Here is a 21935-nt window from a genome sequence, read left to right on the forward strand (position 1 = left end):
GCCGCCGACAGTACCGCGCGGTGGTCCGGCCGGATCGGGCGGCGGCGCAGCGCAGGGTGCGAGGAAGGACAGGTGTGCGAGGCGAGCCGAGGAGGGCCCGCGGTGCGGTGGCGCCCGTGCTGGTGTGGTCGGTCACCCGGGCGGTGCTGCTGCTCTACGTCTTCAAGGTGCTCACCGTGCCCGGCGGTATGGACATCACGTCCGACGTCTCGGTGATCTACCACGGCTGGTTCGGTCGGCTGAGCGACGGAACGTTTCCGTCCGACGATGTGACCTGGCAGTACCCGCCCGGCGCCGCGCTGGTGATCCTCTCCCCCGGGCTGCTCACCGGAGTGCTCCCGCTCGGATACGCCTCCGCGTTCTTCGTACTGGCCTGCGCCGCCGACGCGATGGTGCTCGGACTGCTGCTGTACGCCGCGCGACGGCGCGGGCCGCGCGCCCCCGAGGCCGGCCTGCGCGGCCGGGCCGGGGTGTGGGCCTGGGTCGTCGGCGTGCCGCTGCTGGGGCCGACGGCCTACGCGCGCTACGACCTGATGGTGACCGTGCCCGCGGTCGCGGCGCTGCTGGCGGCCGCCCGGCACCCGCGTGCGGCGGGAGTGCTGGCCGGGCTGGGGGCGCTGGTGAAGGTGTGGCCGCTCCTGCTGCTGCTCGGCACCCCGCGCGGCCGGGCGACCCGCGCCGCCTGGCTGAGCGCGCTGCTGACCGTGCTGCTGGTGACCGCGGGATTCGCCGCCGCGATGCCGGGTGCGCTGGACTTCCTCTCGGCGCAGGGCGGCCGGGGCACCGAGGTGGAGTCGGTCGGCTCGCTGGCGCTGCACGCCGCGCGGCAGTTCGGCTGGGAGGGCCAGGTCCTGCTGCGATACGGCTCGATGGAGTTCGTGGGCCCGGGCGTTCAAGCCGTGAGCAATATCGCCGTGGCGCTGACGGGTGCGGTGTTCGGCTGGCTGCTGCTGTGGCGGCTGCGGGCGCGGAACTGGTCGCCGACCACCCTGGCGGACGCCGCCCTCGCCGCGGTGCTGCTGTTCGTCGTCACGAGCCGGGTGCTGAGCCCGCAGTACCTGATCTGGCTGCTGGGGCTGGCCGCGGTGTGTCTGACGCTGCGGGCCGGGCGTCAGGCACTGCCCGCGTGGCTGGTACTGGTGGCGACCGGGCTGACCCAGCTGGAGTTCCCCGTCTGGTTCGCCGACGTGGTCACCGGCGAGGCCCGGGGCACGATGGTGCTGGCCCTCCGCAACCTGCTGCTGGTCACGGCCGCCGTGCTGTCCTGCGTGCGGCTGTGGCGCTCGACGGTACCCGGCGAGCCGGAGGGCGCCGCGGACCGGGACGGCGGCCCGCAGGCGGTACCCGCCCCGCGGAGCACCCGCTCCGACCCGGAACCGGAGCGGGACGGCGTGCCCGGAACCCGCCGCCCGGGCGGCGACCGGATCCCGGCGCCCGACGCGACCGGGCCCTGATCCAAATCCAGGGTCTCCGGGCCCGGAGTGCGGCGCGCGAACGGCTCTAGGGTTCCAGCACCCGGGTCGCGTACGCGCGCCAGCGCTCGGTGAACTGCGCCTTCCCCACGCCCAGTACGGACCGCAGCGCGGCATCCGGGTCCGGGCGCCCGCCGCCGTGCGCCCGGCCTGCCCGCGCGTACAAGGCGAGCAGCTTCTCGGTCCCCCACTCCTCGGCGATCAAACGGCAGGCCAGCCAGCCGCCCTCGTAGGCACGGGCCAGCCCGGCCGGATCGTTGCCGAAGCCGAAGTCGGCGTCCGTGGGCAGGGCGCGCAGGGCCGGGGCGGTGCCGCCGCCCGGCGGGTCGGCGAGCGCCCGCGCCAGCTCCGGCGCCGCCTCGCGGGGTGCCGGCCGGAAGCGGCGGTAGCCCGCCCAGTCGGCGATGCCCTCGGAGAGCCACAGCGGCGTCGCCGAGGTGGTCTGCCGCCGGGTGGCGACGTGCGTCGTCTCGTGGGTCAGCACCACCTGCCGCCCCTCCTCGCTGAGCAGCCCGTAGGCCTGCGGATTGACCACGATCCGGTCGGCCGGCGCGTTCCCGCCGCCGGTCCGGGAGGTACCGCCCGCCTCACCGGTGGTGACGGCGGCGATGCCCGTGTACGTGCCGGAGTCCCCGACGGGCGTCCCCAGCAGGCGCGCCATCTGCCGCACCGAGGCGGGCGCCTCCAGCACCGTCCTGCGGGACCAGCCGTCCGGCCAGGTCCCGGCGACGGCGGGCACCGCGCGGTCGGCGGCGTCGGCGAGGGCCCGCAGTTCGGCGCGGTCCCGGCCCACTCCCAGGACGAGGCTGTGCGCGCCTCTGACGACCGTCATGGCGCCCTGCTCCCACAGTTGGGAGTCGCTGTCGGAGGCCTCGCCGGCGATGCGCCATCCGCCGGCGCGCCGGACGAACCGGAACCGCTCGGCCGCCGTGGTGGTGACCTGGTCGTAGTCCGCGAGCCGGTAGCGCAGCGCCGCCTCGACGGTCACCGTGTCCCCCTGCGCCGTCCCGGACCCGGCGCTTCCGGCGGACTCACCGTCGCGGTGCGGCGCCGCGACCTCGCGGACCTCGTACGCCCAGGTGGACAGCGGCAGTCGGCGCAGATTGTGGAAGACCTGCCGCTGTGCGCCGCGGTGGCGGGGGGCCTGCGGGTCGACGGCGTCGAGGAAGCCGCGCTCGTCGCCGGCGCGCAGTGCCGCGGCCTGCCGGTCGAGCACCCGCTGGAAGGGCGCCGGGTCCTGGCCGTCCCGGTCGGCCATCACGAAAGCACCGAGCGCGCACAGCAGCGCGAGCGCCGCCGTTCCGCTCAGCGCCCGCGCGTACCGGAGGATGCCGTGCCGCCGCTCGCCCACGTCATCGAGGGTACGGGGGCCGGATCCGGGTCGGTCGGGGCCTCCCGCGCGACCCGCCCGCCCCCGGTGCGGGGGCCGGGACCGTCGGGGCCGCCCGGGCTGTCAGGGCCTGGTGACCGCGGAGACCGGCAGCATGCCGACCGGGTCGTAGCGCACGGAAGCGCCCGGGTGGGGCGCGTGCACGACCTGGCCGCCGCCCACGTACATGGCCACGTGGCTGGCGTCGTCCCGGTAGATCACCAGGTCGCCGGGGCGGGCCCGGCCGAGCGGGACCTGCTGCCCGGCCGAGCGCTGGGCCTGCGAAGTGCGCGGGATCGAGGTGCCCGCCTGCCGGTACGCCCACTGCGTGAGCCCCGAGCAGTCGAAGGAGCCCGGCCCGGCCGCGCCCCAGGCGTAGGGCCGTCCGACGGCGGACCTGGCGGCGGCGACCGCGGCGGCGGCCCGCTGCGAGGACGGGGCCGAGCCGCCCGGACCGATGCCGGGACCGCCGGCGCGGGAGCGGCGGCCCTCCCGGGAGGCGCGCTCCTCGGGGGAGAGCCTGGCCAGCAGCCGCCGCGCCTCGGACAGCTTCCGCCGGACGTCCTTCTTGCGCTGTTCGAGGGTCTGTTGCAGTCCGGTGAGCTGCTCCAGCTTGTCGGCCGCCTCGGTGCGCCGCTGTCCGAGGACGCGCTGCGCGGACTGCAGCCGGCGCAGCTTGGCGAGCTGGCGGCTGCCGATGCGGTCGAGGGTGGCGGCCTTGGCGAGGTAGCTGTCGGGATCCTCGGTGAGCATCAGCGTCACCGCGGGATCGATGCCTCCCGAGCGGTACTGCGCGCCCGCGAGTGCGCCCAGCGCGTCACGCAGCCGGTTCACCTCCGTCTGGCCCCTGGCGACACCGTCCTGCGCGTGGGCCACCTGCTCGCGCAGCTTGCCGGTGCGCTCGGCCACCCCGTTGTACTTCTCCGTCGCGACTTCCGCCTGCTCGTAGAGCCGGTCGATCCGGGAGTTGAGGGTGGCCGCGGAGAGCTGGCTGTCGGGCTCGGCGCCCGCGGGAGCCGCGGGAACGAGGGCGACTGCCGCGCCGGCGGCGGCTGCCGACAGCACGGTGACCCGCGCCGGCCGGCCCTGGCCGGGCAGCGGGACATGTCGAGGGGACCGGTGCGATGCCACTGGAGGAGGCGTTCCTTCCGCTAGGCGACGTGCGCCCGCAGAATGTAGCCGTGCCTCCAGGGGGGACAAAGGACCGTGGACCGCCGGTAAGTCCGCTCCCGCGCCCCGGCGTTCACTGATCGCGCAGGTCACCGGGCGGGTCGGAGGTCCGCCCCCGCCAGGGCGGCTTCACTCGGAAGAGCGAAGTTTAAAGGTCATCACACTGGCGGGTGATCTTCCGGGAGAGGCCCGGCCGCGGGTCCGCGGCCCGGCCTTCGTGCGGCGCCGGAGCGGAGTCCGGCTGCCCGGTGCCGGGTCAGCCGACCCGGACGCCGAACTGGAACGGCATGTTGCCCATGGCCTCGTACCGCACCGAGGCGCCGGGCTTGGGCGCGTGGAGCACCTGTCCGTTGCCCGCGTAGAGGCCGATGTGGTGCAGGTCGCCGTAGAAGAGCACCAGGTCGCCCGGCTTGAGCTGGCTCTGGCTGGAGATCCGGGTCCCGGCGTTGGCCTGTGCCTGGGAGGTGCGCGGCAGCGAGACGCCGGCCTGCTTGTAGGCCCACGAGGTGAGTCCGGAGCAGTCGAAGGAGCTGGGGCCGGTGGCACCCCACACGTACGGGCTGCCTATCTTGCCCTTGGCGGCGGAGAGCGCGGCGGCCGCATGGCCCGAACCGGGGGGCAGGTCGCCGAGGTCGGCCCGGTCGCTGGAGGCGCGGTCGGCGCGCTGCTGCTTCTCGGCGAGCCGCTGCTTCTCCTTGGCCGTCAGCGTGTTGAGCAGCCGCTGGGCCTCGGAGAGCTTGCCCTGGATCTTCTTCTTCTTCTCACCGAGCTCCTTGCGGGTGCTGGCGAGGTCCTTCAGCTTGCCCGAGGCTTCCTTGCGCTGCTGGGCGAGGCTGCGCTGCTTGGCCTGGACCTTCTTGAGCGCGCCGGCCTGCTTGGTGCTCAACTGGTCCATGGCCGAGGCCTTGTCCAGGTAGCTGTCCGGGTCGGAGGAGAGGAAGAGCTGCACCGAGGGGTCGATCCCGCCCGAGCGGTACTGCGCGGTCGCCAGCGAACCCAGCTTGTCGCGCATGCTGTTGAGCTCGCCCTGACCGCGGGCCACGCTGTCCTGGAGGTTCTCGACCTCCTCGGAGAGCTTGGACTGCTTCTCCTTGGCGCCGTTGTACTTCTCGGTGGCCGCCTCGGCGTCCTCGTACAGCTTGTCGACCTTCTCCTTGACGTCCTTCTTGGACGACTGGGGGTCGGCGTGTGCCGCCTGGGAGGTGAGTGCGACAGCCGCGGCCGCGGTCATGGTGAAGACACTGACACGTGCGCGACTCGGCTGCTTGGGACGACGGTGGGACGCCACTGGGGCGAGCTCCTTCTTCCTCAGCCGCCTGCCGGTCTGGTCATCTCCGGCTCCACAGCGCGGGACTGGGCGATCCCGGCGTGCGGAACGAGGCGGTCCTCCGCCGTCACCCCGGATAGGTGATCAACCGAGCGGAGGTTCGGGCCAGACATTAGCCACGCGTAGTGATCCGATCAAATCCCTCAGGAAAAAAGACGTCCCGCAGCCGCATTCTTTACCCGGCGCCCACGCACGGCGAGCGCGGCCTCACACACCGCGCTCAGCCCCGTCCGTCGCAGCCGGACGCGAGCCTGCGGCGAACTGCGGTTCAGCTACGGGCGAGCCGCTTGAGCAACAGCGCGGAGGCGACGGGCCGGGCCCCGGCCGCCGCACAGCCGTCGGCGACCTCACGGTCGCTGGAGACCACCACCACCGCGCGGCCCGGCGGTTCGGCACGCACCAGGCGGCGGATCAGCTCGTCCGCGGTCTGGCCCGGCTTGGAGAAGAGCACCCGGACTCCGCGCGGCGGCGCCAGCAGTACCGGCGCCGCCAGTTCGGCCCCGTCGAACACGCAGGTGACCTCGGCACCGGACTGGGCGGCCAGCACCGCGAGGCCACCCAGCAGCCGCAACCGCTGCTTCTCCAGCGGCAGCGCGGGATAACCGGTCTTGGTGACGTTGTAGCCGTCCACCACCAGATGGGCCTGCGGCAGGGCCAGCAACTGGTCCAGCAGCGCCGGATCGGTGTCCGAAAGCGCCCGGGCCGCCACGTCCTTGGGCGACAGCCGGCCCGGCTCGACCGCGTCGACGGTGTCGGCCGGCCGGGTCTCGGACGGCGGGAGCGCCAGTTCGCGGCGCAGGCCCTGAGCCGCGTCCAGCACCGTGTCCAGGAGCAGCCGGACCCGCATGTCCTCGACACTGCGGCCCTCGCGCGCCGCGCGCCGCCCGGCCTCCAGCGCGGACTCGGCCTCGGCCAGCCGGGACTTGAGCCGGCGCAGCTCGCTGTCCAGCGCCGCCTTCTCGGTGCCCGCCGACGCGCGCACCCCGTCCAGCTCCTCCTGCAGCTTGCGCAGCGACGCCTCCCGGCGGCGCACATCCGCCTGCGCGCTGCGCAGCTTGCGCTGCGTGCCGTCCAGCTCCTTGCGCAGCGCCTCCTGCTCGCGGCGGCCGCGCTCGGCCTCGTCCCGAGCGGCTCCCCTGGCCTGGGAGAGCTCCTCGCGCAACTGGGAGAGTTCGCGCTGGGCCTCCTCACCCGCGCGTTCGGCCTGCGCCCGCTGGGCCTCCTCGCCCGCCGCCGCCACCAGCTTGGCCCAGCCGGAGGGCCGCAGCACGTAGGCCGCGGCCGCCACATCCACCGGGTCGGCGGCCGGCGGCGGCGTGCCCTCGTCGAGCGCGCCCGCCAGCTCCGGGAACTGCTCCCGCACCCGGGAGGCGATGCGCTGCCGGAAGACGGCGTCGCTCTCCAGCGCCGCGGCCATGGCGTTGCCGCCGAACTTGGCGCGACGCTGCGGGGTGAAGCGGGCGTACTGCCGCAGCGGGGGCGGCAGTTCGGCGACGGTCAGACCGCCGAGTGCGTCCCCGGTGAAACCGACCACCCGACGCCGCACCTTCTCCGGCAGCGGGCGCTCCAGGCTCTCCGGCTCGGCATCCGGGCGCGCGCCGGGATCCGACACCGGCTCCGCGCCCGGGCCCGGCTCCGGGGCGGCGCCCGGAGCCGGAGCGGCGGAGCGGGGCTCGGCGGGGTCCGGGCCCGCAGGGGCCGCGGGATCCTCGGCGGCCGCCCGGGCAGCGGGCCCGGCTCCCTCCCCGGCAGCCGGGTCCGGCAGCCGTCGGTCGCCGCCCGTCCGTTCCTCCACCGGTCACACCTGCCGTCTCTGGGACCTGAGCCCTATACCTGAGCGCTGGGCCGGTCCACCAGTTCGACCTGATCCACGGCATTGCACCATCTGCAGCGCACGGACTCGATGCTCTCACTGAGCACCTCCTGCTCCTCGACCGCCGGGGCGCCGGCCAGGTCCAGATGGACGTACTCGACCACCTTGCTGGAACGCGTCACGTCGAACCGGGTGAGGTTGCCGCACAGCGTGCAGCGCCAGCGGGTCTCGTCCGTGGGCGTGGGGACCGCCATCTTCTCGTCCTCGTTTCCTGAAGAGTCGGTACTGGTCGGTGCTGGTGGTGCTGGTCGGCACTGGTCAGTGCCGCCGTGCCGCGGATCATCACGGATACGCGGCGCAGGGTCACGTCCCGTAAACCCTACGGCCTAGGACCGTCCGCGTGCCCCCGCGTGTGTCGAGGAGCATGCCCGGGGAGCGAGGCGTCATGATCCGCTCATGGACGGCACCGGCCCCGCCGACATCCGGCACCCGGACCGCGGCGCGGAGCCGCGCCCCCTGGTCACCTACGCCCTGATCGGCTGCTGCTGCCTGGTCTTCCTCGCCGGACCGGCCTCCGGCCTCCTCCCCTCCCACGGTACGGGGCAGGCGCTGGAGGAGGTCAGGGCGGCCTATCTCCGCCGGTGGGGCGTGGTGCCCCGCACGCTGTTCAGCGGCGCCCTGCGTCCGCTGCCGACCCCGCTGACCGCGCTGTTCCTGCACGCGAACTGGCTGCATCTGCTGGGCAACCTCCTGTTCCTCTTCGTCTTCGGCGGCCCGGTCGAGCGGCGGATGGGCCCGCTGCGCTTCCTTCTCTTCTATCTGGGCACCGGCTACGCGGCGATGCTCTGCTACGCGGCGGCCCACCCGGTCTCGGACGAGACGCTGGTCGGCGCCTCCGGAGCGATCTCCGCGGTGCTGGGCGCCTTCCTCTGCCTGCACCCGCGTACCCGGGTGACGAGCGTCTTCCCCTTCCTCTTCTTCCTGCCGCTGCGCTTCCCGGCCTGGGCGGTGCTGCTCTTCTGGCTGACCCTGCAGTGGCCGGCCGCCCGGCAGGACGCGGACGGGCCCGGCATCGCCTACCTGGCCCACGTGGCCGGATTCACGCTGGGCTTCCTGTCCGCCTGGCTCCACCACCGCCGGGCTAGAGTGGCCGGGCCAACCCCGGCGTCCGAGGGAGAGACCCCACCGTGATCACTTCCATCGTCCTCATCCGGACGAGCACCGACCGCATCCCCGAGATCGCCGAGCAGATCGCCGCCATCGAAGGCGTCAGCGAGGTCTACTCGGTCACCGGTGCACACGATCTGATCGCCATGGTCCGCGTCGCCCAGCACGACGACCTCGCCGACATCATCCCCGGCCGGATCAGCAAGGTGCCCGGCGTGGAATCCACCGAGACCCACATCGCCTTCCGCACCTATTCCCAGCACGACCTCGAGTCGGCCTTCGCCATCGGCCTGGACGCCTGAGCCGGCCCGCCTCCGGCGGCGGGCCGGAAAGTCAGCGGTCCCGCCCGACCGGCGCCCGCGGTACGGCCGCGGGCTCCGGGACGCAGCGGCCGCCTTCCGTACGGTAGGTCCAGCGCGCACCGTCCCGCACCAGCTCCCGCACAGCGGTGACGAACCGGTCCACATGCTCGTCCGGCGTCCCGGCGCCGAAGCTGACCCGGATCGCGTCGAGCGCGGGCGCCTCGCCGGCCGAGGAGCCGGCCGGCCCGCCGGACGCCGACCCGGGCGCGCCGCACTCGCCGGGCGCGTCTCCCCGCCGGCCGAGCAGAGCGCGCAGCAGCGGATGGGCGCAGAAGAGCCCGTCGCGGACCCCGATCCCGTACTCGGCGGAGAGCGCCGCCGCGAAGTGCGAGCTGCTCCATCCCTCGACGACGAAGGAGACCACCCCCACCCGGTCGGCGTCCTCGCCGAACAGCGAGAGAATCCGCACCCCGGGCAGCTCCGCCAGCCCGCCGACGAGCCGGGCCAGCAGCTCCTCCTCCCGCGCCACGAGGCGGTCGAACCCGGTCTCGGCCAGCGCCCGGCAGGCGGAGGCGACGGCGTACGCGCCGATGACGTTGGGCGAACCGGCCTCGTGGCGGGCCGCAGTGGTGTGCCATTCGGCGTCCACGCCGCCGTCCGCGGCGCGGACCACGCGGCGACTGGCGCCCCCGCCCGCCAGATACGGCTCCGCCGCGCTCAGCCAGTCGGCGCGGCCCGCCAGCACCCCGGCGCCGAACGGCGCGTACAGCTTGTGCCCCGAGAAGGCCACCCAGTCCGCCTCCAGCTCCGCCAGGCTGACCGGCCGGTGCGGGGCGAGCTGCGCCGCGTCCAGGACCAGGCGGGCCCCGTGCCGGTGGGCGGCGCGGGCGAGCTCACGCACCGGCCACACCTCGCCCGTCACGTTCGACGCGCCGGTCACGCAGACCAGCTTGGGCCCGGCCGGCGCGGCGTGCAGCGCCGACTCCAGCGTGGCGACCGCCTGTCCGGGCGAGCGGGGCGCGTCCAGATACGTCACTTCGTGGGCCCGCCACGGCAGCAGCGCGGCATGGTGCTCGGTCTCGAAGACGAACACCCGGGTGCCGGCCGGCAGCGCCCCCGCCAGCAGGTTGAGCGAATCGGTCGTCGCCCGGGTGAAGACGACCTGGTCGCCCTCGCGGCAACCGAGGAACTCGGCGACGGTCCGCCTGCTCTGTTCGAACAGGTCCGTCGACAGTTGCGAGAGGTGGCCCGCGCCCCGGTGCACGCTGCCGTAGTACGGCGCGTACGCCGCCACGTCGTCCCACACCCGCTGCAGCGCGGGCGCGCTCGCCGCGTAGTCCAGCGCTCCGTAGGTCACCTCCCCACCGGTGACCAGCGGCACGCGGACGTCGCGGCCCAGAACGGGAAGCGGGGCGGACCCCTCGGTACAGGAATCAGAAACCGGTGCAAAAGGTGCGGTGAACGGCATGGCGGGACCTCCGGACGGGGTGAGCGCAAAGGGGCGCCTGACGGCGCGGCGAAACATGACAGAACGTCAGAAGGGGGCCGGAAACGGGTGTTCGGTGCTGCGGTACTACCCGTCGGCCCTAGCGCATTCGCTTGCTCACGGAGGACTCCCTCGAAGACCAGGACCCCTGGCGTGAGGGATCCGCGCTTGCCGCAGACCTTGCTGTCCTACGGCCTGGTCATCACCCGGGGCACCCCGCCACGGACGGAGGGTTGCCGGACAGCGGGCCGGGGCCTTTCTCGCTGTCGCTCGTGACCTGCGAGGGAGTATGCCACACCCCCGCGACTCCCCTCGCCGGGGGGCGTCTTCGCGGGGTCGGTTCCCCTCTCCGCGGGATGCGCCGCGTTGTGGGGGCACCCCCCTGATTCTCGCCTGCCGCCGAGGGGCCGTGTCGGCGCCGCACCAGGAAGGCAACCGACGGGGGCACCCCGCGGAAGTCGGGGCGCGGCCCCGACCGTCCCCCGGGGCGGGGGCGTGTCAGGGGGTGCAGGCCGTGGTGGGGTCGAGGGCGATGCGGTACCCGCGTTTGGTGACGGTCTGCACCACAGAAGGCGCACCGAGAGCCGCTCGGAGACGCCCGACGGCGGCCTCGACGGCATGCTCGTCGGTTCCCCCGCCGGGCAGGCACCCGAGCAGGTCGGCGCACGAAACCACCGCTCCGGGGTGACGCGCGAGCGCCCGCAGCACGGCCATGGGCGTCGGGCTGATCGGCCGCAGTTCGCCGTCGAGCAGGGCGGCGGTGCCCCGCACCTCCAGCGTGTGTCCCGCCGCGGGCAGCACCGGCGCGGTGGCCGGCAGCCGCTCGCCCAACAGCCGGACGAGGGCGCCGACCCGGAACCGCTCGGGCCAGTAGGCGGGGATGTCCCGGGCGAGCAGGGGCGCGGCGGTGACCGGGCCGACGCAGGCGACCTGGGTGCGGTCGCGCAGCGCCCGGGTCAGGTCCTCGGTGGCGCCGTGTTCCTCGGCGCGGGCGTAGAGCCCGGCGGCGGCCAGAGCGCTGGTGAAGGTGAGGGCGTTTACGCCGCCTGCCAGGACGGCGTCGATGAGCCGGTCGAGGGGGTTGGGGTCGACGGGGCCCGTCCACCGGTACACGGGCACCGGCACGACCTCGGCGCCGGCGCCGCGCAGCGCGTCGAGGAAGTCCCGCAGCGGTTCGCCGTGGAGCTGGACGGCAATGCGGAGTCCCTCCAGGTCCTCGCGGGCGAGCAGGCGTTCGAGGACTTCGCTGGAGGACTCGGAGACGGGGGACCAGGCTTCGCGGAGTCCGGCTGCGCGCAGCGCCCCGCACGCCTTGGGTCCACGGGCCAGCACCTCGCTCCGGGCGAGGGCGGCGCGCAGGGCCTCGCCCTCCCCCCAGCCGTCGGCGGCCTCCATCCAGCCGCGGAACCCGATGCCGGTGGTGGCGACGGCCACGTGCGGCGGCCGGGCCACCAGTTCCTTGGTGGCGTCGCGCAACTCCTCGTCGTCGGCGAGCGGGACGATACGCAGCGCGGGTGCGTGGACGACCTCGGCGCCGCGCCGCTCCAGCAGCGCACCCAGCTCCTCGGCCCGGCGCGCGGCCGTGACCGCGACGGTGAACCCCGCCAGCGGGGGAACGGACCCCGTGCGGCTTCGCGACGGTCGAGGTGCCGACACCGCGTCTCCTCTCGATTCCTCATCTGGGCGCTGGGGGCCTTCCATACTCACCCGACCAGCGTTTCCACCGTATTTCGCCGGGCCGAGACCTCGATCACTCCGCCGGTCAGCCGCACGTCGTGGACGGGGAGACGGACGGTGTCGTCCTCCAGACAGCGGCCGGTCGCCAGTTCGAAGGTCTGCTTGCCGAGGGGGCCGGTGACGACGGGGACACCGGCCCGGTCGCCGACGATGCCGTGGCAGATGACGGGTGCCCCGCTGAAGGGGTCGAGGTTCCCCAGCGCGTGGAGCTCGCCGCCGTGCAGCCGGAAGAGGGCGACGGCCGTGCCGTCCGGCAGCAGTGCGGCGCGTCCCTGGTCGGCCGGGAGGGCGTCCAGCGGGCAGAGCGCCGTCCAGACGGGTGCGGCGCCGGTCATCGGGTGCTCACCTCCGCTGCGGCGCGGGCGGCCGGCAGTCCGAGGTCCACGGGGACGGGCTGGTCGCGTTCGACGGCGAAGGAGATCGCCGGGTCGGGGGTGCCGGGCGCGTTGACGAAGGAGGTGAAGCGGGCGAGCTTGGCGGGGTCCTCGAGGACGCCGCGCCACTCGTCGCGGTAGTCGGCGACGTGCCGTGCCATGGCGGCGTCCAGGTCGGCGCAGATGCCGAGCGAGTCGTCCAGGACGACGGCCCGCAGATGGTCCAGGCCGCCTTCGAGGGATTCCAGCCAGGCGGCGGTGCGCTGGAGGCGGTCGGCGGTGCGGATGTAGAGCATCAGGAACCGGTCGATGGTGCGCACCAGGGTGTCGTGGTCCAGGTCGGTGGCGAGGAGTTCGGCGTGTCGTGGGGTGAAGCCGCCGTTGCCGCCGACATAGAGGTTCCAGCCTTGTTCGGTCGCGATGATGCCGAAGTCCTTGCTTCGGGCCTCCGCGCACTCGCGGGCGCAGCCGGAGACACCGGCCTTGAGCTTGTGGGGTGCGCGCAGCCCTCGGTAGCGCAGTTCCAGTTCGACGGCGAGGCCGACCGAGTCCTGGACTCCGTAGCGGCACCAGGCCGAGCCGACGCAGGATTTGACCGTGCGGACGGCCTTGCCGTAGGCATGCCCGGACTCGAAGCCCGCGTCGGTGAGCCGACGCCAGATGGCGGGAAGCTCCTCGAGCCGGGCGCCGAGCAGGTCGATGCGCTGACCACCGGTGATCTTGGTGTAGAGGCCGAAGTCGCGGGCCACCTCGCCCAGCACGATGAGCCGGGCCGGGGTGATCTCGCCGCCGGGCACCCGGGGTACGACGGAGTAGGTGCCGTTGCGCTGCATGTTGGCCAGGTGGCGGTCGTTGGTGTCCTGGAGTCCGCCGCGTTCGCCGTCCAGGATGTGGGTGCCGCTGTCCCGAGACGCGAGGATCGCGGCGACGGCGGGCTTGCACACGTCGCAGCCGCGGCCGCGGCCGTGTTCGGCCACAAGCCGGGAGAAGGTGGTGATGCCGGTGGCGGCGACGATCTCGAACAGCTCGGCGCGCGAGTGGTCGAAGTGCTCGCACAGCGCCGTGGACTGCTCGACGCCGGCCGCTTCGAGGATCTGCTTGAGGGCGGGGAGGCACGAGCCGCAGCCGGTCCCCGCCTTGGTGCAGGACTTCAGCGCGGGAACGTCGGCGCAGCCCTGTTCGGTGACGGCCTCGGTCAGCTCATCCTTGGTGACGGCGTGGCAGCTGCAGATCTGCGCGCTGTCCGGCAGTCCGGCGACGCCGACCCCGCCGGGAGGTGCCCCCGCGCCGCCCTCGGACTGCGGCGCCAGCAACACCGACGGGTCGGCGGGCAGTAGGCTGCCGACCAGGGGGCGCAGCAGCGGGTAGCCGGAGGTGTCGCCGACGAGGATGCCGCCGAGCAGGGTCCTGGCGTCGTCGGAGACGACGAGCTTGCCATAGGTGGCGGCGACCGGGTCGTTGAGCACGACTTCCAGCGCACCGGGGGTGGTGGCGTGCGCGTCGCCGAAGGAGGCCACTCCGACGCCGAGCAGCTTGAGCCGGGTGGCGGTGTCGGCGCCGGGGAACGCGGCTTCGCCGCCCAGCAGCCGGTCGGCGACCGTCTCGGCCATGGCGTAGCCGGGCGCGACCAGCCCGAGGGTGCGGCCCTCGACGCAGGCGACCTCGCCGACGGCCCACACCCGCGGATCGGTCACGGAGCGGCAGGCTCCGTCGACCACGACTCCGCCGCGCTCCCCCACCTGGAGTCCCGCGTCCCGGGCGAGTTCGTCGCGGGGTCGCACCCCGGCCGCGAAGACGACCAGGTCGCTCTCCAGGAAGGTGCCGTCGGTCAGTTCCACTCCGGTGGCGGCTCCGGTGCGCGCGTGGGTGGCGACGCCGCGGGTCCCGGTGCCGGTGTGGACGGTCACGCCCAGTTCGCCCACCATCCGGCCCAGCAGTGCGCCGCCGCCCTCGTCGAGCTGGACGGCCATCAGGTGCGGGGCGAGTTCCACGACGTGGGTGGTCAGGCCCAGCAGCCGGAGCGCGTTGGCGGCCTCCAGACCGAGCAGCCCGCCGCCGACGACGACGGCCCGCCCGGTCGCGGACCCGGCTGCCGCGGCACGGATGTCCTCGATGTCGTCCAGGGTGCGGTAGACGAGGCAGCCGGGGGCCTCGGCGCCGGGCAGCGGCGGGACGAACGGCCGCGATCCGGTGGCCAGGACCAGGGCGTCGTAGGGCACCCGGGCGCCGGAGGCGGTGTGTACGGTGCGTGCGGCGCGGTCGAGGGCCGTCACCGGGTCGCCCAGTCGCAGCCCGACCCGTCCGGGGTCGTGTTCCGGCAGCCGCAGCGCGCTCTCGTCGACGCCTTCGAAACAGGAGGAGAGGGCCACCCGGTCGTAGGCCGGGCGGTGCTCCTCGGCGAGCACCGTGATCTCCCAGCGCCGCTGGGTGTCCCGGGAGTCCAGGGCTTCGACCAGCCGGTGACCGACCATGCCGTGCCCGACGACGACGAGCCTGCGGGCGTCCGCGGTGCCGGGGTGCGGGGCGCTGCTGCCCTCCGGGGGCCGGATTCGGGTCATGGGAATCTCCTCGGAACGGTCGTGGCGGGGATGTCGCGGCGGGTGGAGGGGGCGGTCTCGGCGAAGCGGGCGGCGAGCTTCTCGACGACGCCGCGGCAGCCGCCGCAGCCGGTGGTCGCCCGCGTGGCGCCGGTCAGTTCGCGGGTGGACCGGGCGCCGTCGGCCCAGGCGGTGCGCAGCGCGCCCTTGGTGACGCTGTTGCAGCGGCACACCGTCGCGTGGTCGGGCAGGTCGGCGCCGGCCCCGTCCGCCGTGCCGGGCGGGAGGGCCCGGCCGAGCATGAGGGCGAGCCGGTCGGAGGGGGCCGGGGCGCCCTGGTCGTAGAGCTGGACGAGTCCGGCCGCCGCGTCGGGCAGGCCGAGCAGGATGGCGCCGGTGACCCGGTCGCCGTGCAGCACCAGCTTGGCGTACCGCTCCCCGGTCGGGTCCTCCAGGCGCAGCACCTCGGGGCCGCCGTCCGGGCGGTCGCCGTCCCGGGTGTCGCCGTCCGCGGTGTCCTCCACGAACGGGTCGCCGAGGCTGGCCAGTTCGACTCCGGCGGCCTTGAGCCGGGTCACCCGCGGGGTGCCCCGGTAGCGCGCGGCCGGGTCGGCACCGGTCAGCCGCGCGGCCAGGACCGCGGCCTGTTCCCAGCCGGGCTGCACCAGGCCGGGGCCGGCGTCGGCGCAGTCGCCGAGGGCGTGGACGTCCGGGTCGGAGGTGGTGAGGGTGTCGTCGACGGCGATCCCGGCCGGTCCGGCGGCCAGTCCGCAGGCCCGGGCGAGCCCGGTCTCGGCGCGGGTCCCGGTGCACAGGAGCAGTCCGGCGGCGGGCAGCACGCTGCCGTCGTCCAGGTGCAGTCCGGCTTCCGGCTCCCAGCGCACCGCGGCGGTGCCCAGCCGCTGTTCGACGCCGGTGCGCCGCAGCACGCGGCTCAGCACACGCGCGGCGGGCGCGTCCAGCTGTCGGTCCATCAGATGTCCTGCGGCGTGCACGACGGTGACCCGGACGCCGCGGGCCACCAGGGCCCGGGCCGCCTCCAGCCCGAGGACACCGCCGCCCAGCACGGCGATCCGCGAGCCGCACGCCCGGGCGCGGTCGGCCAGCCGGGTCAGGTGCCGGGCGTCGGCGAGCGTGCGCAGCGCGGTGACGCCGCGGGCCGGTACCGCCGTGTGCGTGCCGCCGTCGTCCGGTCGGGCGGTCAGCCCGGGCAGTGGGGGCAGCACCGGGCGGGCGCCGGTGGCCAGCACCAGCCGGTCGTAGCCGACCTGCCGCCCGTCGGCGGTGGTGACGGTGCGGGTGGCGCGGTCGACGGCGGTGACGGTGGTGCCGGTGGCGAGCGAGCCCGGATCGGCCGGCTCCGGCACCAGATCGGCCTCGGTGAGCGAGCCGGTCAGCAGGTTGGGCAGCAGCACCCGGTTGCAGCCGCCGACCGGTTCCGCGCCCAGCACGGTCATCCGCACCCGGCTGCGTGCCGGATCGCGGCGCAGCGTCTCCTCGTACAGCCGTGCGCCGACCATGCCGTTGCCGACGACCACCACGTCCAGCGCCCTGCTCACGCCGCTCCCTTTCCAGTCCGTGCGCTCTCCCCGTCCGCTGCGGCCGCTGCGGCCTCTCCGCATGCGCGGCCCGGGCGCGGCCCGACGCCGTCCCCGTCGGCGGGCTCCAGCCGGACGGCGCTCAGCTTGAACTCCGGCATCCGGCTGACCGGGTCCAACGCGGGGTTGGTGAGGGCGTTGGCGGCTCCGTCGCCGGGGAAGTGGAAGGGCAGGAAGACCGTGTCGGGACGCAGGGTCGGGACGCAGCGGGTGCGGGCGAGGACGGCGCCGCGCCGCGAGACGATCCGCGCGGTGTCCCCGTCGGTGAGACCGGCGCGGCGGGCCGTGTCCGGGTGCACCTCGACGTAGGGTCCGGGCCCGGCGGCGGCCAGTTCGGGCACCCGGCGGGTCTGCGCTCCGGACTGGTAGTGCTGCAACTGCCGCCCGGTGGTGGCGTACAGCGGGTGCGCGGCGTCGGGCAGTTCGGCCGCGTCCCGGTGCTCGACGGGCAGGAAGCGGGCCCGCCCGTCCGGATGTGCGAACCGGTCGAGGAAGAGACGCGGGGTGCCGACGGCGCCGGCCGGCTCCGTCGCACCGGTGGCCGGCGGTGCCGCGGGGACGGGCCAGTACACCGGCCGTTCCGCGTCCAGGAGTTCCGGCGCGGCACCCGCGTAGTCGGCTGTGCCGCCCGCCGAGGCGCGGCGCAGTTCGTCGAGGACGGTGGCCGGGTCGGTGGGGAACTCGTGTCCGGCGCGGCCCAGCCGCACCGCCAGGCCGTGCAGCACCTCCAGGTCGGTCCGCACCCCGGGCGGCGGGGGCTGGGCGGCGCGGCGGCGCAGGACGCGGCCCTCCAGATTGGTCATGGTGCCGGACTCCTCGGCCCACATGGCGACGGGCAGCACCACGTCGGCGAGTTCGGCGGTCTCCGAACGGAAGAAGTCGGCCACGACCAGCAGGTCCAGCGCGCCCAGCCGGTCGGCGACACGGCGGGCGCGCGGCGCGGAGACGACCGGGTTGGAACCCATCACCAGCAGCGCGCCGGGTCCGTCCGGGGTGCCGAGCGCGTCCAGCAGCTCCCAGGCGCTGCGTCCGGCGCCGGGCAGCGACGCCGCGGGCACGCCCCAGACCCCGGCGACGTGCGCGCGGGCCGCGGGATCCTCGATGTGCCGGTAGCCGGGCAGCTGGTCGGCCTTCTGGCCGTGCTCGCGGCCGCCCTGCCCGTTGCCCTGGCCGGTCAGGCAGCCGTAGCCGGAGCCCGGGGTGCCGGGCAGTCCGAGCGCCAGGGCCAGGTCGATCCAGGCGGAGACGGTGTCGACACCCTTGCTGTGCTGCTCGGCACCGCGTCCGGTGAGGATGTGGGCGCGCGGGGCCCTGGCCAGTGCGGCGGCGGCGCAGCGCAGGTCGGCGGCGGCCACGCCGGTCAGCCGCTCGGTGCGCTCCGGCCACCAGCGCGCCGCGGACCGCCGTACCGCCTCCCAGCCGGTGGTGCGCTCCCGGCGGTAGGCGAGGCGCCGCGGCGTGTCCAGGTGCCCTTCCACCAGTGCGATGTGCAGCAGCCCGAGCGCCAGGGCCAGGTCGGTGCCCGGCGCCGGCTGGAGGTGGATGCCGCCGCCGTCGAGCGCCGCCTGGGCCGTGGCGGTCCGGCGCGGGTCGACGACGATCAGCCGTGCCGGATCGAGGTGTCCCATCAGCGGCGGCATCGTCTCGGCGGGGTTGGCGCCGACGAGCAGCAGCGCACCGGAGTCGTCCAGGTCCGTGACCGGGAAGGGCAGTCCGCGGTCGAGTCCGAAGGCCCGGTTGCCCGCCGCGGCCGCCGACGACATGCAGAACCGGCCGTTGTAGTCGATCTGCGAGGTGCCGAGCGCGATCCGGGCGAACTTGCCGAGCGCATACGCCTTCTCGTTCGTCAGCCCGCCGCTGCCGAAGACGGCGACGGCGTCGGCACCGCGCCGCGTGCGCAGGGCGGCGAAGCGCCGGGCCACCAGGTCCAGGGCCTCGTCCCAACCGGCCGCGCGGAGCGGGCCGCCCGCGGCATCCCGGATCAGCGGGGTGGTCAGCCGGTCGGGCGAGTCCAGCAGTTGCGCGGAGGTCCAGCCCTTCTGGCAGAGGCCGCCCCGGTTGGTGGGGAACGCACGCGGGGCGACGGCCGGGCGGGGCGGCGCGGAGGGCGTGCCCGGTGCGGTGTCGGGGGCGGGCCCGGGGGTGAGGGTCATGGCGCACTGGAGGGCGCAGTACGGGCAGTGGGTCGCGGTGGCGGACCGGGGGGCGGCGGTGGTCACCTCAGGCCCCCCGTTCGGCGACGGCCGGCTGCGGCTGGGCATCCGGTTCCGGTCGGGCCGGCTGCCGCCGCGCCCCGGCCGCCGGGCCGGCGGGTCCGGCGGCGGGCCGCCGCAGGTATCCGGCCCAGGTCACCACCAGGCACAGCAGGTAGAAGGCCAGGAAGGCGCCGATCGCCGCGTCCGCGTCACCCGTGCTCCGGTACGACTGGCGGAAGGCGAGGTTGATGCCGACCCCGCCCAGGGCGCCCATCGCGCCCGAGACGGCGATGACGGCACCGGCCAGTCGGCGTCCCCGGGCCAGGGCTGCCGCCGGGTCCGCCCCGGCCTCCACCGCGCTGCGGGCGCGTGCGGCGTAGCGGGCGGGGATCATCTTGTAGGTGGCGCCGTTGCCCAGTCCGGTCAGCACGAACACCGCGGTGAAGGCGGCCACGTAGGCGGCGAACGAGTCGGCGGCCGAGGCGGCCAGCACACAGCCGGCGCCGCAGGCCAGCGCCAGGAAGGACCATGCGGTGACCCGGGCGCCGCCGAACCGGTCGGCCAGCCGGCCGCCCAGCGGCCGGGAGAGCGAGCCGAGCAGCGGGCCGAGGAAGGTCAGCGCGGCGGCCTGCGCGGGGCTCTTGCCGAACTCGTTCTGCAGCACCAGTCCGAAGCCGAAGCCGAGGCCGATGAAGGACCCGAAGGTGCCGATGTACAGCAGGGAGAGCGTCCAGCAGTGGACGTCGCGCACCGCGCTGCGGTAGGCGCCGTAGTCGGTGCGGTTGGTGGCCAGGTTGTCCATTCCCCGGCGGGCCAGCAGCGCGGCCAGCAGCAGGGCCGGGACGAACAGCAGGGGCAGCACCTCCGGATGGGCGACCCCCACAGTGGCCAGTACGGCCAGCCCCAGCAGCTGCACCGTGGCGACCCCGAGATTGCCGCCCCCGGCGTTCAGCCCCAGCGCCCAGCCCTTCTCCCGCTCGGGGAAGAAGCCGTTGATGTTGACCATGGAGGAGGCGAAGTTGCCGCCCCCCAGACCGGACACGGCCGCGCACAGCAGCAGTACCCACAGCGGCGTGTCCGGGCGGCGCACCAGTACCGCCGCCGACGCCACGGGTATCAGCAGCGCCAGCGCGGAGCACACCGTCCAGGTGCGGCCCCCGAACCTGGTGACGGCGAACCCGTAGGGCAGCCGCAACAGCGCGCCCACCAGGGACACCAGCGACACCAGCAGGAACTTCTGGTCCGGGGTCAGGGTGAAGCCGGCCTCCGGCGTCATGAACAGCACCAGTACCGACCACAGGCTCCAGACCGCGAACCCGACGTGCTCGGCGTACACGGACAGCCACAGGTTGCGCCGCGCCGTGCGCCGTCCCTCGCTCGCCCAGAAGCCCGGGTCCTCCGGCTCCCATCGGGTGATCCATCGTGCTCGCACATCGTCTCCTGTTCCGCTGGAAGGAACACCGATGCTAGGAGCGGACCGTTACCGCCTCCGGGCCGCCCCGTAACGCACACGAAAGCGAGTGCTCACGCGGGCCGCGGGGACGGTGTGAGGATCTCTCACCGCGGGCCGATGAATTCCGGCGCCGCGGCCGGTCTCTCCTGCGAGGACACCCTGGCGGACGGCCCGGTACCCCGGTCCGCCGCACCGATCGCTCAGGAGGGCGCATCATGATGCAGCCGCAGAAGATCAAGACGTTCCTCTGGTACGACGGGCAGGCCGAGGAGGCGGCGCGGTTCTACGTCTCCCTCTTCGCGGACTCCCGCATCGTGGAGGTGACCCACTACAACGACGCCGCTCCCGGGGAGACCGGCTCGGTCATGACGGTCGTCTTCGAACTGGCCGGGCAGCAGTTCGTGGCGCTCAACGGCGGACCGGAGTTCTCCTTCACCGAGGCGATCTCGCTGCAGGTGGACTGCGAGTCGCAGGACGAGGTGGACGGCCTGTGGGCGAAGCTGACCGCCGACGGGGGGCAGGAGGGGCCGTGCGGCTGGCTCAAGGACAAGTACGGCCTGTCCTGGCAGATCGTGCCACGCCGGCTGCTGGAGCTGGTCAGCTCCTCGGACCCGAAGGTGTCCGAGCCGGCCACCCGCGCCATGCTCCGGATGAAGAAGCTCGATGTGAGCACGCTGGAGGACGCCGTGCGGCAGGGATCCGCCTGAGCGGCGGGCGGCCGCTACCGGTGTGCGCCGTCCGACCCGGAATCCGCGCCCGGACCGCGCACACCCGCCCCGCGACCGGCGACAGCCGACCGTCGGTGACGGCGGCAGCCGACCGTCAGTGGAGGTTGCTGGCCGCCACCCACCGCTCGAGCACCGCACGGGCGGCGCCCGAGTCGAGCGACTCGGCGGCGCGGGCCATCCCCGCGGCGATCTGTTCGCTCAACGGGGCGCCGGTCGGGTCCAGCGCCGCCAGCGCGGCGGCGGAGTTGAGCAGCACGGCGTCCCGCACGGGGCCGCGCTCCCCCTCCAGCAGCCGGCGCGCGACATCGGCGTTGTAGGCCGCGTCGGCACCCCGCAGCGCCTCCACGGGCACCAGCTCGATCCCCACGTCACGCGGGTCGAAGGTCTCCTCCCGCACGGCGCCGTCGCGGACGATCCACACGGTGGAGGTCGCCGTCGTGGTCAGCTCGTCCAGCCCGTCGTCACCGCGGAAGACCAGTGCGGAGGAGCCGCGTGCCGCCAGCACTCCGGCGATGATCGGCGCCATCCGCGCGTCGGCGACCCCGGTCGCCTGCGCGCCGACCCGGGCCGGGTTGGTGAGCGGCCCGAGGAAGTTGAAGGGGGTGGCGACGCCCAACTCCTTGCGGGCCACGGCGACATGGCGCAGCGAGGGGTGGAACCTGACCGCGAAGCAGAAGGTGATCCCCGCCTCGTCCGCCACACCGGCGACCCGGTCGGGCGGCAGCTCCAGGTTGACGCCCAGCTTCTCCAGCACGTCCGAGGCGCCGCTGGCGCTGCTCGAGGCCCGGTTGCCGTGCTTGACGACCCTGGCGCCGGTGCCCGCGACGACGATCGCCGACATGGTGGAGATGTTGACGGTCTTCGCCCGGTCGCCGCCGGTGCCGACGATGTCGACGGTGCGGCCGGGCACCTCGATGGTGCGGGCGTGCGCGTACATCGCCTGCACGAGCCCCGAGATCTCCTCGACCGTCTCGCCCTTGGCCCGCAGCGCCACGGCGAAGCCCGCGATCTGCACGTCGCTCGCCTCGCCACGCATGATCCGGTCCATCGCCCAGGCCGTGGCGTCGGCGCTCAGGTCCTCTCCCGCCAGCAGGGCACTCAGCACGTCGGGCCAGGTACGCGCCGCCATGGTGTCGCCTCCGGCGGGGACAGCAGCGCTCATGGGGACCACTTCCTGGCAATAGGACCGACGCGTATGTGCGGGCCA

The 21935-nt window shown here is 74.7% G+C and carries 17 protein-coding genes and 1 riboswitch; of the genes, 4 read left to right on the forward strand and 13 right to left on the reverse strand.

The genetic code is table 11. From position 1 onward, the window contains the following. The first annotated feature begins 74 nt into the window (after positions 1-74). The gene (locus P2424_RS07275; RefSeq protein ID WP_276474964.1) at positions 75-1454 is read left to right on the forward strand and encodes a glycosyltransferase family 87 protein; all 1380 of its coding nucleotides are present in this window, start codon (positions 75-77) and stop codon (positions 1452-1454) included. Between the two features lie 46 nt (positions 1455-1500). Here P2424_RS07275 and P2424_RS07280 read toward each other — a convergent pair whose 3' ends face one another. From P2424_RS07280 to P2424_RS07300, 5 genes are all read right to left on the reverse strand, one after another. Further along, positions 1501-2823 (reverse strand): hypothetical protein, encoded by a 1323-nt coding sequence (locus P2424_RS07280; RefSeq protein ID WP_276474965.1) that lies wholly within the window; start codon positions 2821-2823, stop codon positions 1501-1503. 102 nt (positions 2824-2925) lie between these two features. Further along, positions 2926-3972, reverse strand: coding sequence for a C40 family peptidase (locus P2424_RS07285; protein ID WP_276474966.1), 1047 nt, complete (start codon positions 3970-3972; stop codon positions 2926-2928). Between the two features lie 295 nt (positions 3973-4267). Then, positions 4268-5299 carry an NlpC/P60 family protein gene (locus tag P2424_RS07290; protein ID WP_276474967.1) on the reverse strand — a complete coding sequence of 344 codons (1032 nt, stop codon included), beginning with the start codon at positions 5297-5299 and terminating at the stop codon, positions 4268-4270. 307 nt (positions 5300-5606) lie between these two features. Next, positions 5607-6950, reverse strand: coding sequence for an NYN domain-containing protein (locus tag P2424_RS07295; RefSeq protein ID WP_276478861.1), 1344 nt, complete (start codon positions 6948-6950; stop codon positions 5607-5609). A gap of 215 nt (positions 6951-7165) precedes the next feature. Further along, a complete protein-coding gene (locus P2424_RS07300; RefSeq protein WP_019359381.1) occupies positions 7166-7405 on the reverse strand; it encodes a hypothetical protein in 240 nt (79 codons plus the stop codon). Positions 7406-7607: 202 nt separating this feature from the next. Here P2424_RS07300 and P2424_RS07305 point away from each other — a divergent pair, with 202 nt between their 5' ends. Both P2424_RS07305 and P2424_RS07310 read left to right on the forward strand, forming a co-directional pair. Then, the gene (locus P2424_RS07305) at positions 7608-8342 is read left to right on the forward strand and encodes a rhomboid family intramembrane serine protease (RefSeq protein WP_276474968.1); all 735 of its coding nucleotides are present in this window, start codon (positions 7608-7610) and stop codon (positions 8340-8342) included. Next, positions 8339-8620 (forward strand): Lrp/AsnC ligand binding domain-containing protein, encoded by a 282-nt coding sequence (locus P2424_RS07310; RefSeq protein ID WP_019359383.1) that lies wholly within the window; start codon positions 8339-8341, stop codon positions 8618-8620. The genes P2424_RS07305 and P2424_RS07310 overlap by 4 nt, the downstream gene beginning before the upstream one ends. 31 nt (positions 8621-8651) lie before the next feature. Here the strand turns inward: P2424_RS07310 and P2424_RS07315 are convergent, their stop codons facing one another. The 7 genes from P2424_RS07315 to P2424_RS07345 form a co-directional block, all read right to left on the reverse strand. After that, the gene (locus tag P2424_RS07315) at positions 8652-10088 is read right to left on the reverse strand and encodes an aminotransferase class V-fold PLP-dependent enzyme (RefSeq protein ID WP_276474969.1); all 1437 of its coding nucleotides are present in this window, start codon (positions 10086-10088) and stop codon (positions 8652-8654) included. A 177-nt stretch (positions 10089-10265) separates the two neighbouring features. Next, a riboswitch (SAM riboswitch) is annotated at positions 10266-10384 on the reverse strand. Positions 10385-10604: 220 nt separating this feature from the next. Beyond that, complete coding sequence (locus P2424_RS07320; protein ID WP_276478862.1) at positions 10605-11807, reverse strand: uroporphyrinogen-III synthase; 1203 nt, start codon at positions 11805-11807, stop codon at positions 10605-10607. A gap of 2 nt (positions 11808-11809) precedes the next feature. Continuing rightward, positions 11810-12178 (reverse strand): nitrite reductase small subunit NirD, encoded by a 369-nt coding sequence (gene nirD, locus P2424_RS07325; RefSeq protein WP_276474970.1) that lies wholly within the window; start codon positions 12176-12178, stop codon positions 11810-11812. Then, a complete protein-coding gene (nirB, locus tag P2424_RS07330) occupies positions 12175-14775 on the reverse strand; it encodes a nitrite reductase large subunit NirB (RefSeq protein WP_276474971.1) in 2601 nt (866 codons plus the stop codon). Before nirB ends, nirD begins: the two co-directional genes overlap by 4 nt. Then, complete coding sequence (locus P2424_RS07335; RefSeq protein ID WP_276474972.1) at positions 14772-16313, reverse strand: FAD-dependent oxidoreductase; 1542 nt, start codon at positions 16311-16313, stop codon at positions 14772-14774. Before P2424_RS07335 ends, nirB begins: the two co-directional genes overlap by 4 nt. After that, positions 16310-18613 (reverse strand): molybdopterin oxidoreductase family protein, encoded by a 2304-nt coding sequence (locus P2424_RS07340; protein ID WP_276474973.1) that lies wholly within the window; start codon positions 18611-18613, stop codon positions 16310-16312. The genes P2424_RS07335 and P2424_RS07340 overlap by 4 nt, the downstream gene beginning before the upstream one ends. Next, the gene (locus P2424_RS07345; RefSeq protein WP_276474974.1) at positions 18573-19979 is read right to left on the reverse strand and encodes a nitrate/nitrite transporter; all 1407 of its coding nucleotides are present in this window, start codon (positions 19977-19979) and stop codon (positions 18573-18575) included. Before P2424_RS07345 ends, P2424_RS07340 begins: the two co-directional genes overlap by 41 nt. A 236-nt stretch (positions 19980-20215) precedes the next feature. Between P2424_RS07345 and P2424_RS07350 the strand changes: the two genes are divergently transcribed. After that, on the forward strand, positions 20216-20707 hold the full coding sequence (locus tag P2424_RS07350; protein ID WP_276474975.1) for a VOC family protein: 492 nt from the start codon (positions 20216-20218) through the stop codon (positions 20705-20707). Between the two features lie 115 nt (positions 20708-20822). Here P2424_RS07350 and trpD read toward each other — a convergent pair whose 3' ends face one another. After that, positions 20823-21890 (reverse strand): anthranilate phosphoribosyltransferase, encoded by a 1068-nt coding sequence (gene trpD / locus P2424_RS07355; RefSeq protein WP_276474976.1) that lies wholly within the window; start codon positions 21888-21890, stop codon positions 20823-20825. Positions 21891-21935: the final 45 nt, after the last annotated feature.

The organism is Streptomyces sp. WMMB303 (assembly GCF_029351045.1).
In the GTDB taxonomy this organism is placed as follows: Bacteria; Actinomycetota; Actinomycetes; order Streptomycetales; family Streptomycetaceae; genus Streptomyces.

Bases quoted from the DNA above. Each gene is read 5' to 3' on its own strand.
- P2424_RS07300 (WP_019359381.1), bottom strand. From the start codon at position 7,405: ATGGCGGTCCCCACGCCCACGGACGAGACCCGCTGGCGCTGCACGCTG.
- P2424_RS07305 (WP_276474968.1), top strand. From the start codon at position 7,608: ATGGACGGCACCGGCCCCGCCGACATCCGGCACCCGGACCGCGGCGCG.
- P2424_RS07315 (WP_276474969.1), bottom strand. From the start codon at position 10,088: ATGCCGTTCACCGCACCTTTTGCACCGGTTTCTGATTCCTGTACCGAG.
- P2424_RS07320 (WP_276478862.1), bottom strand. From the start codon at position 11,807: ATGGAAGGCCCCCAGCGCCCAGATGAGGAATCGAGAGGAGACGCGGTG.
- nirD (WP_276474970.1), bottom strand. From the start codon at position 12,178: ATGACCGGCGCCGCACCCGTCTGGACGGCGCTCTGCCCGCTGGACGCC.
- nirB (WP_276474971.1), bottom strand. From the start codon at position 14,775: ATGACCCGAATCCGGCCCCCGGAGGGCAGCAGCGCCCCGCACCCCGGC.
- P2424_RS07340 (WP_276474973.1), bottom strand. From the start codon at position 18,613: ATGCCCAGCCGCAGCCGGCCGTCGCCGAACGGGGGGCCTGAGGTGACC.
- P2424_RS07350 (WP_276474975.1), top strand. From the start codon at position 20,216: ATGATGCAGCCGCAGAAGATCAAGACGTTCCTCTGGTACGACGGGCAG.
- trpD (WP_276474976.1), bottom strand. From the start codon at position 21,890: ATGAGCGCTGCTGTCCCCGCCGGAGGCGACACCATGGCGGCGCGTACC.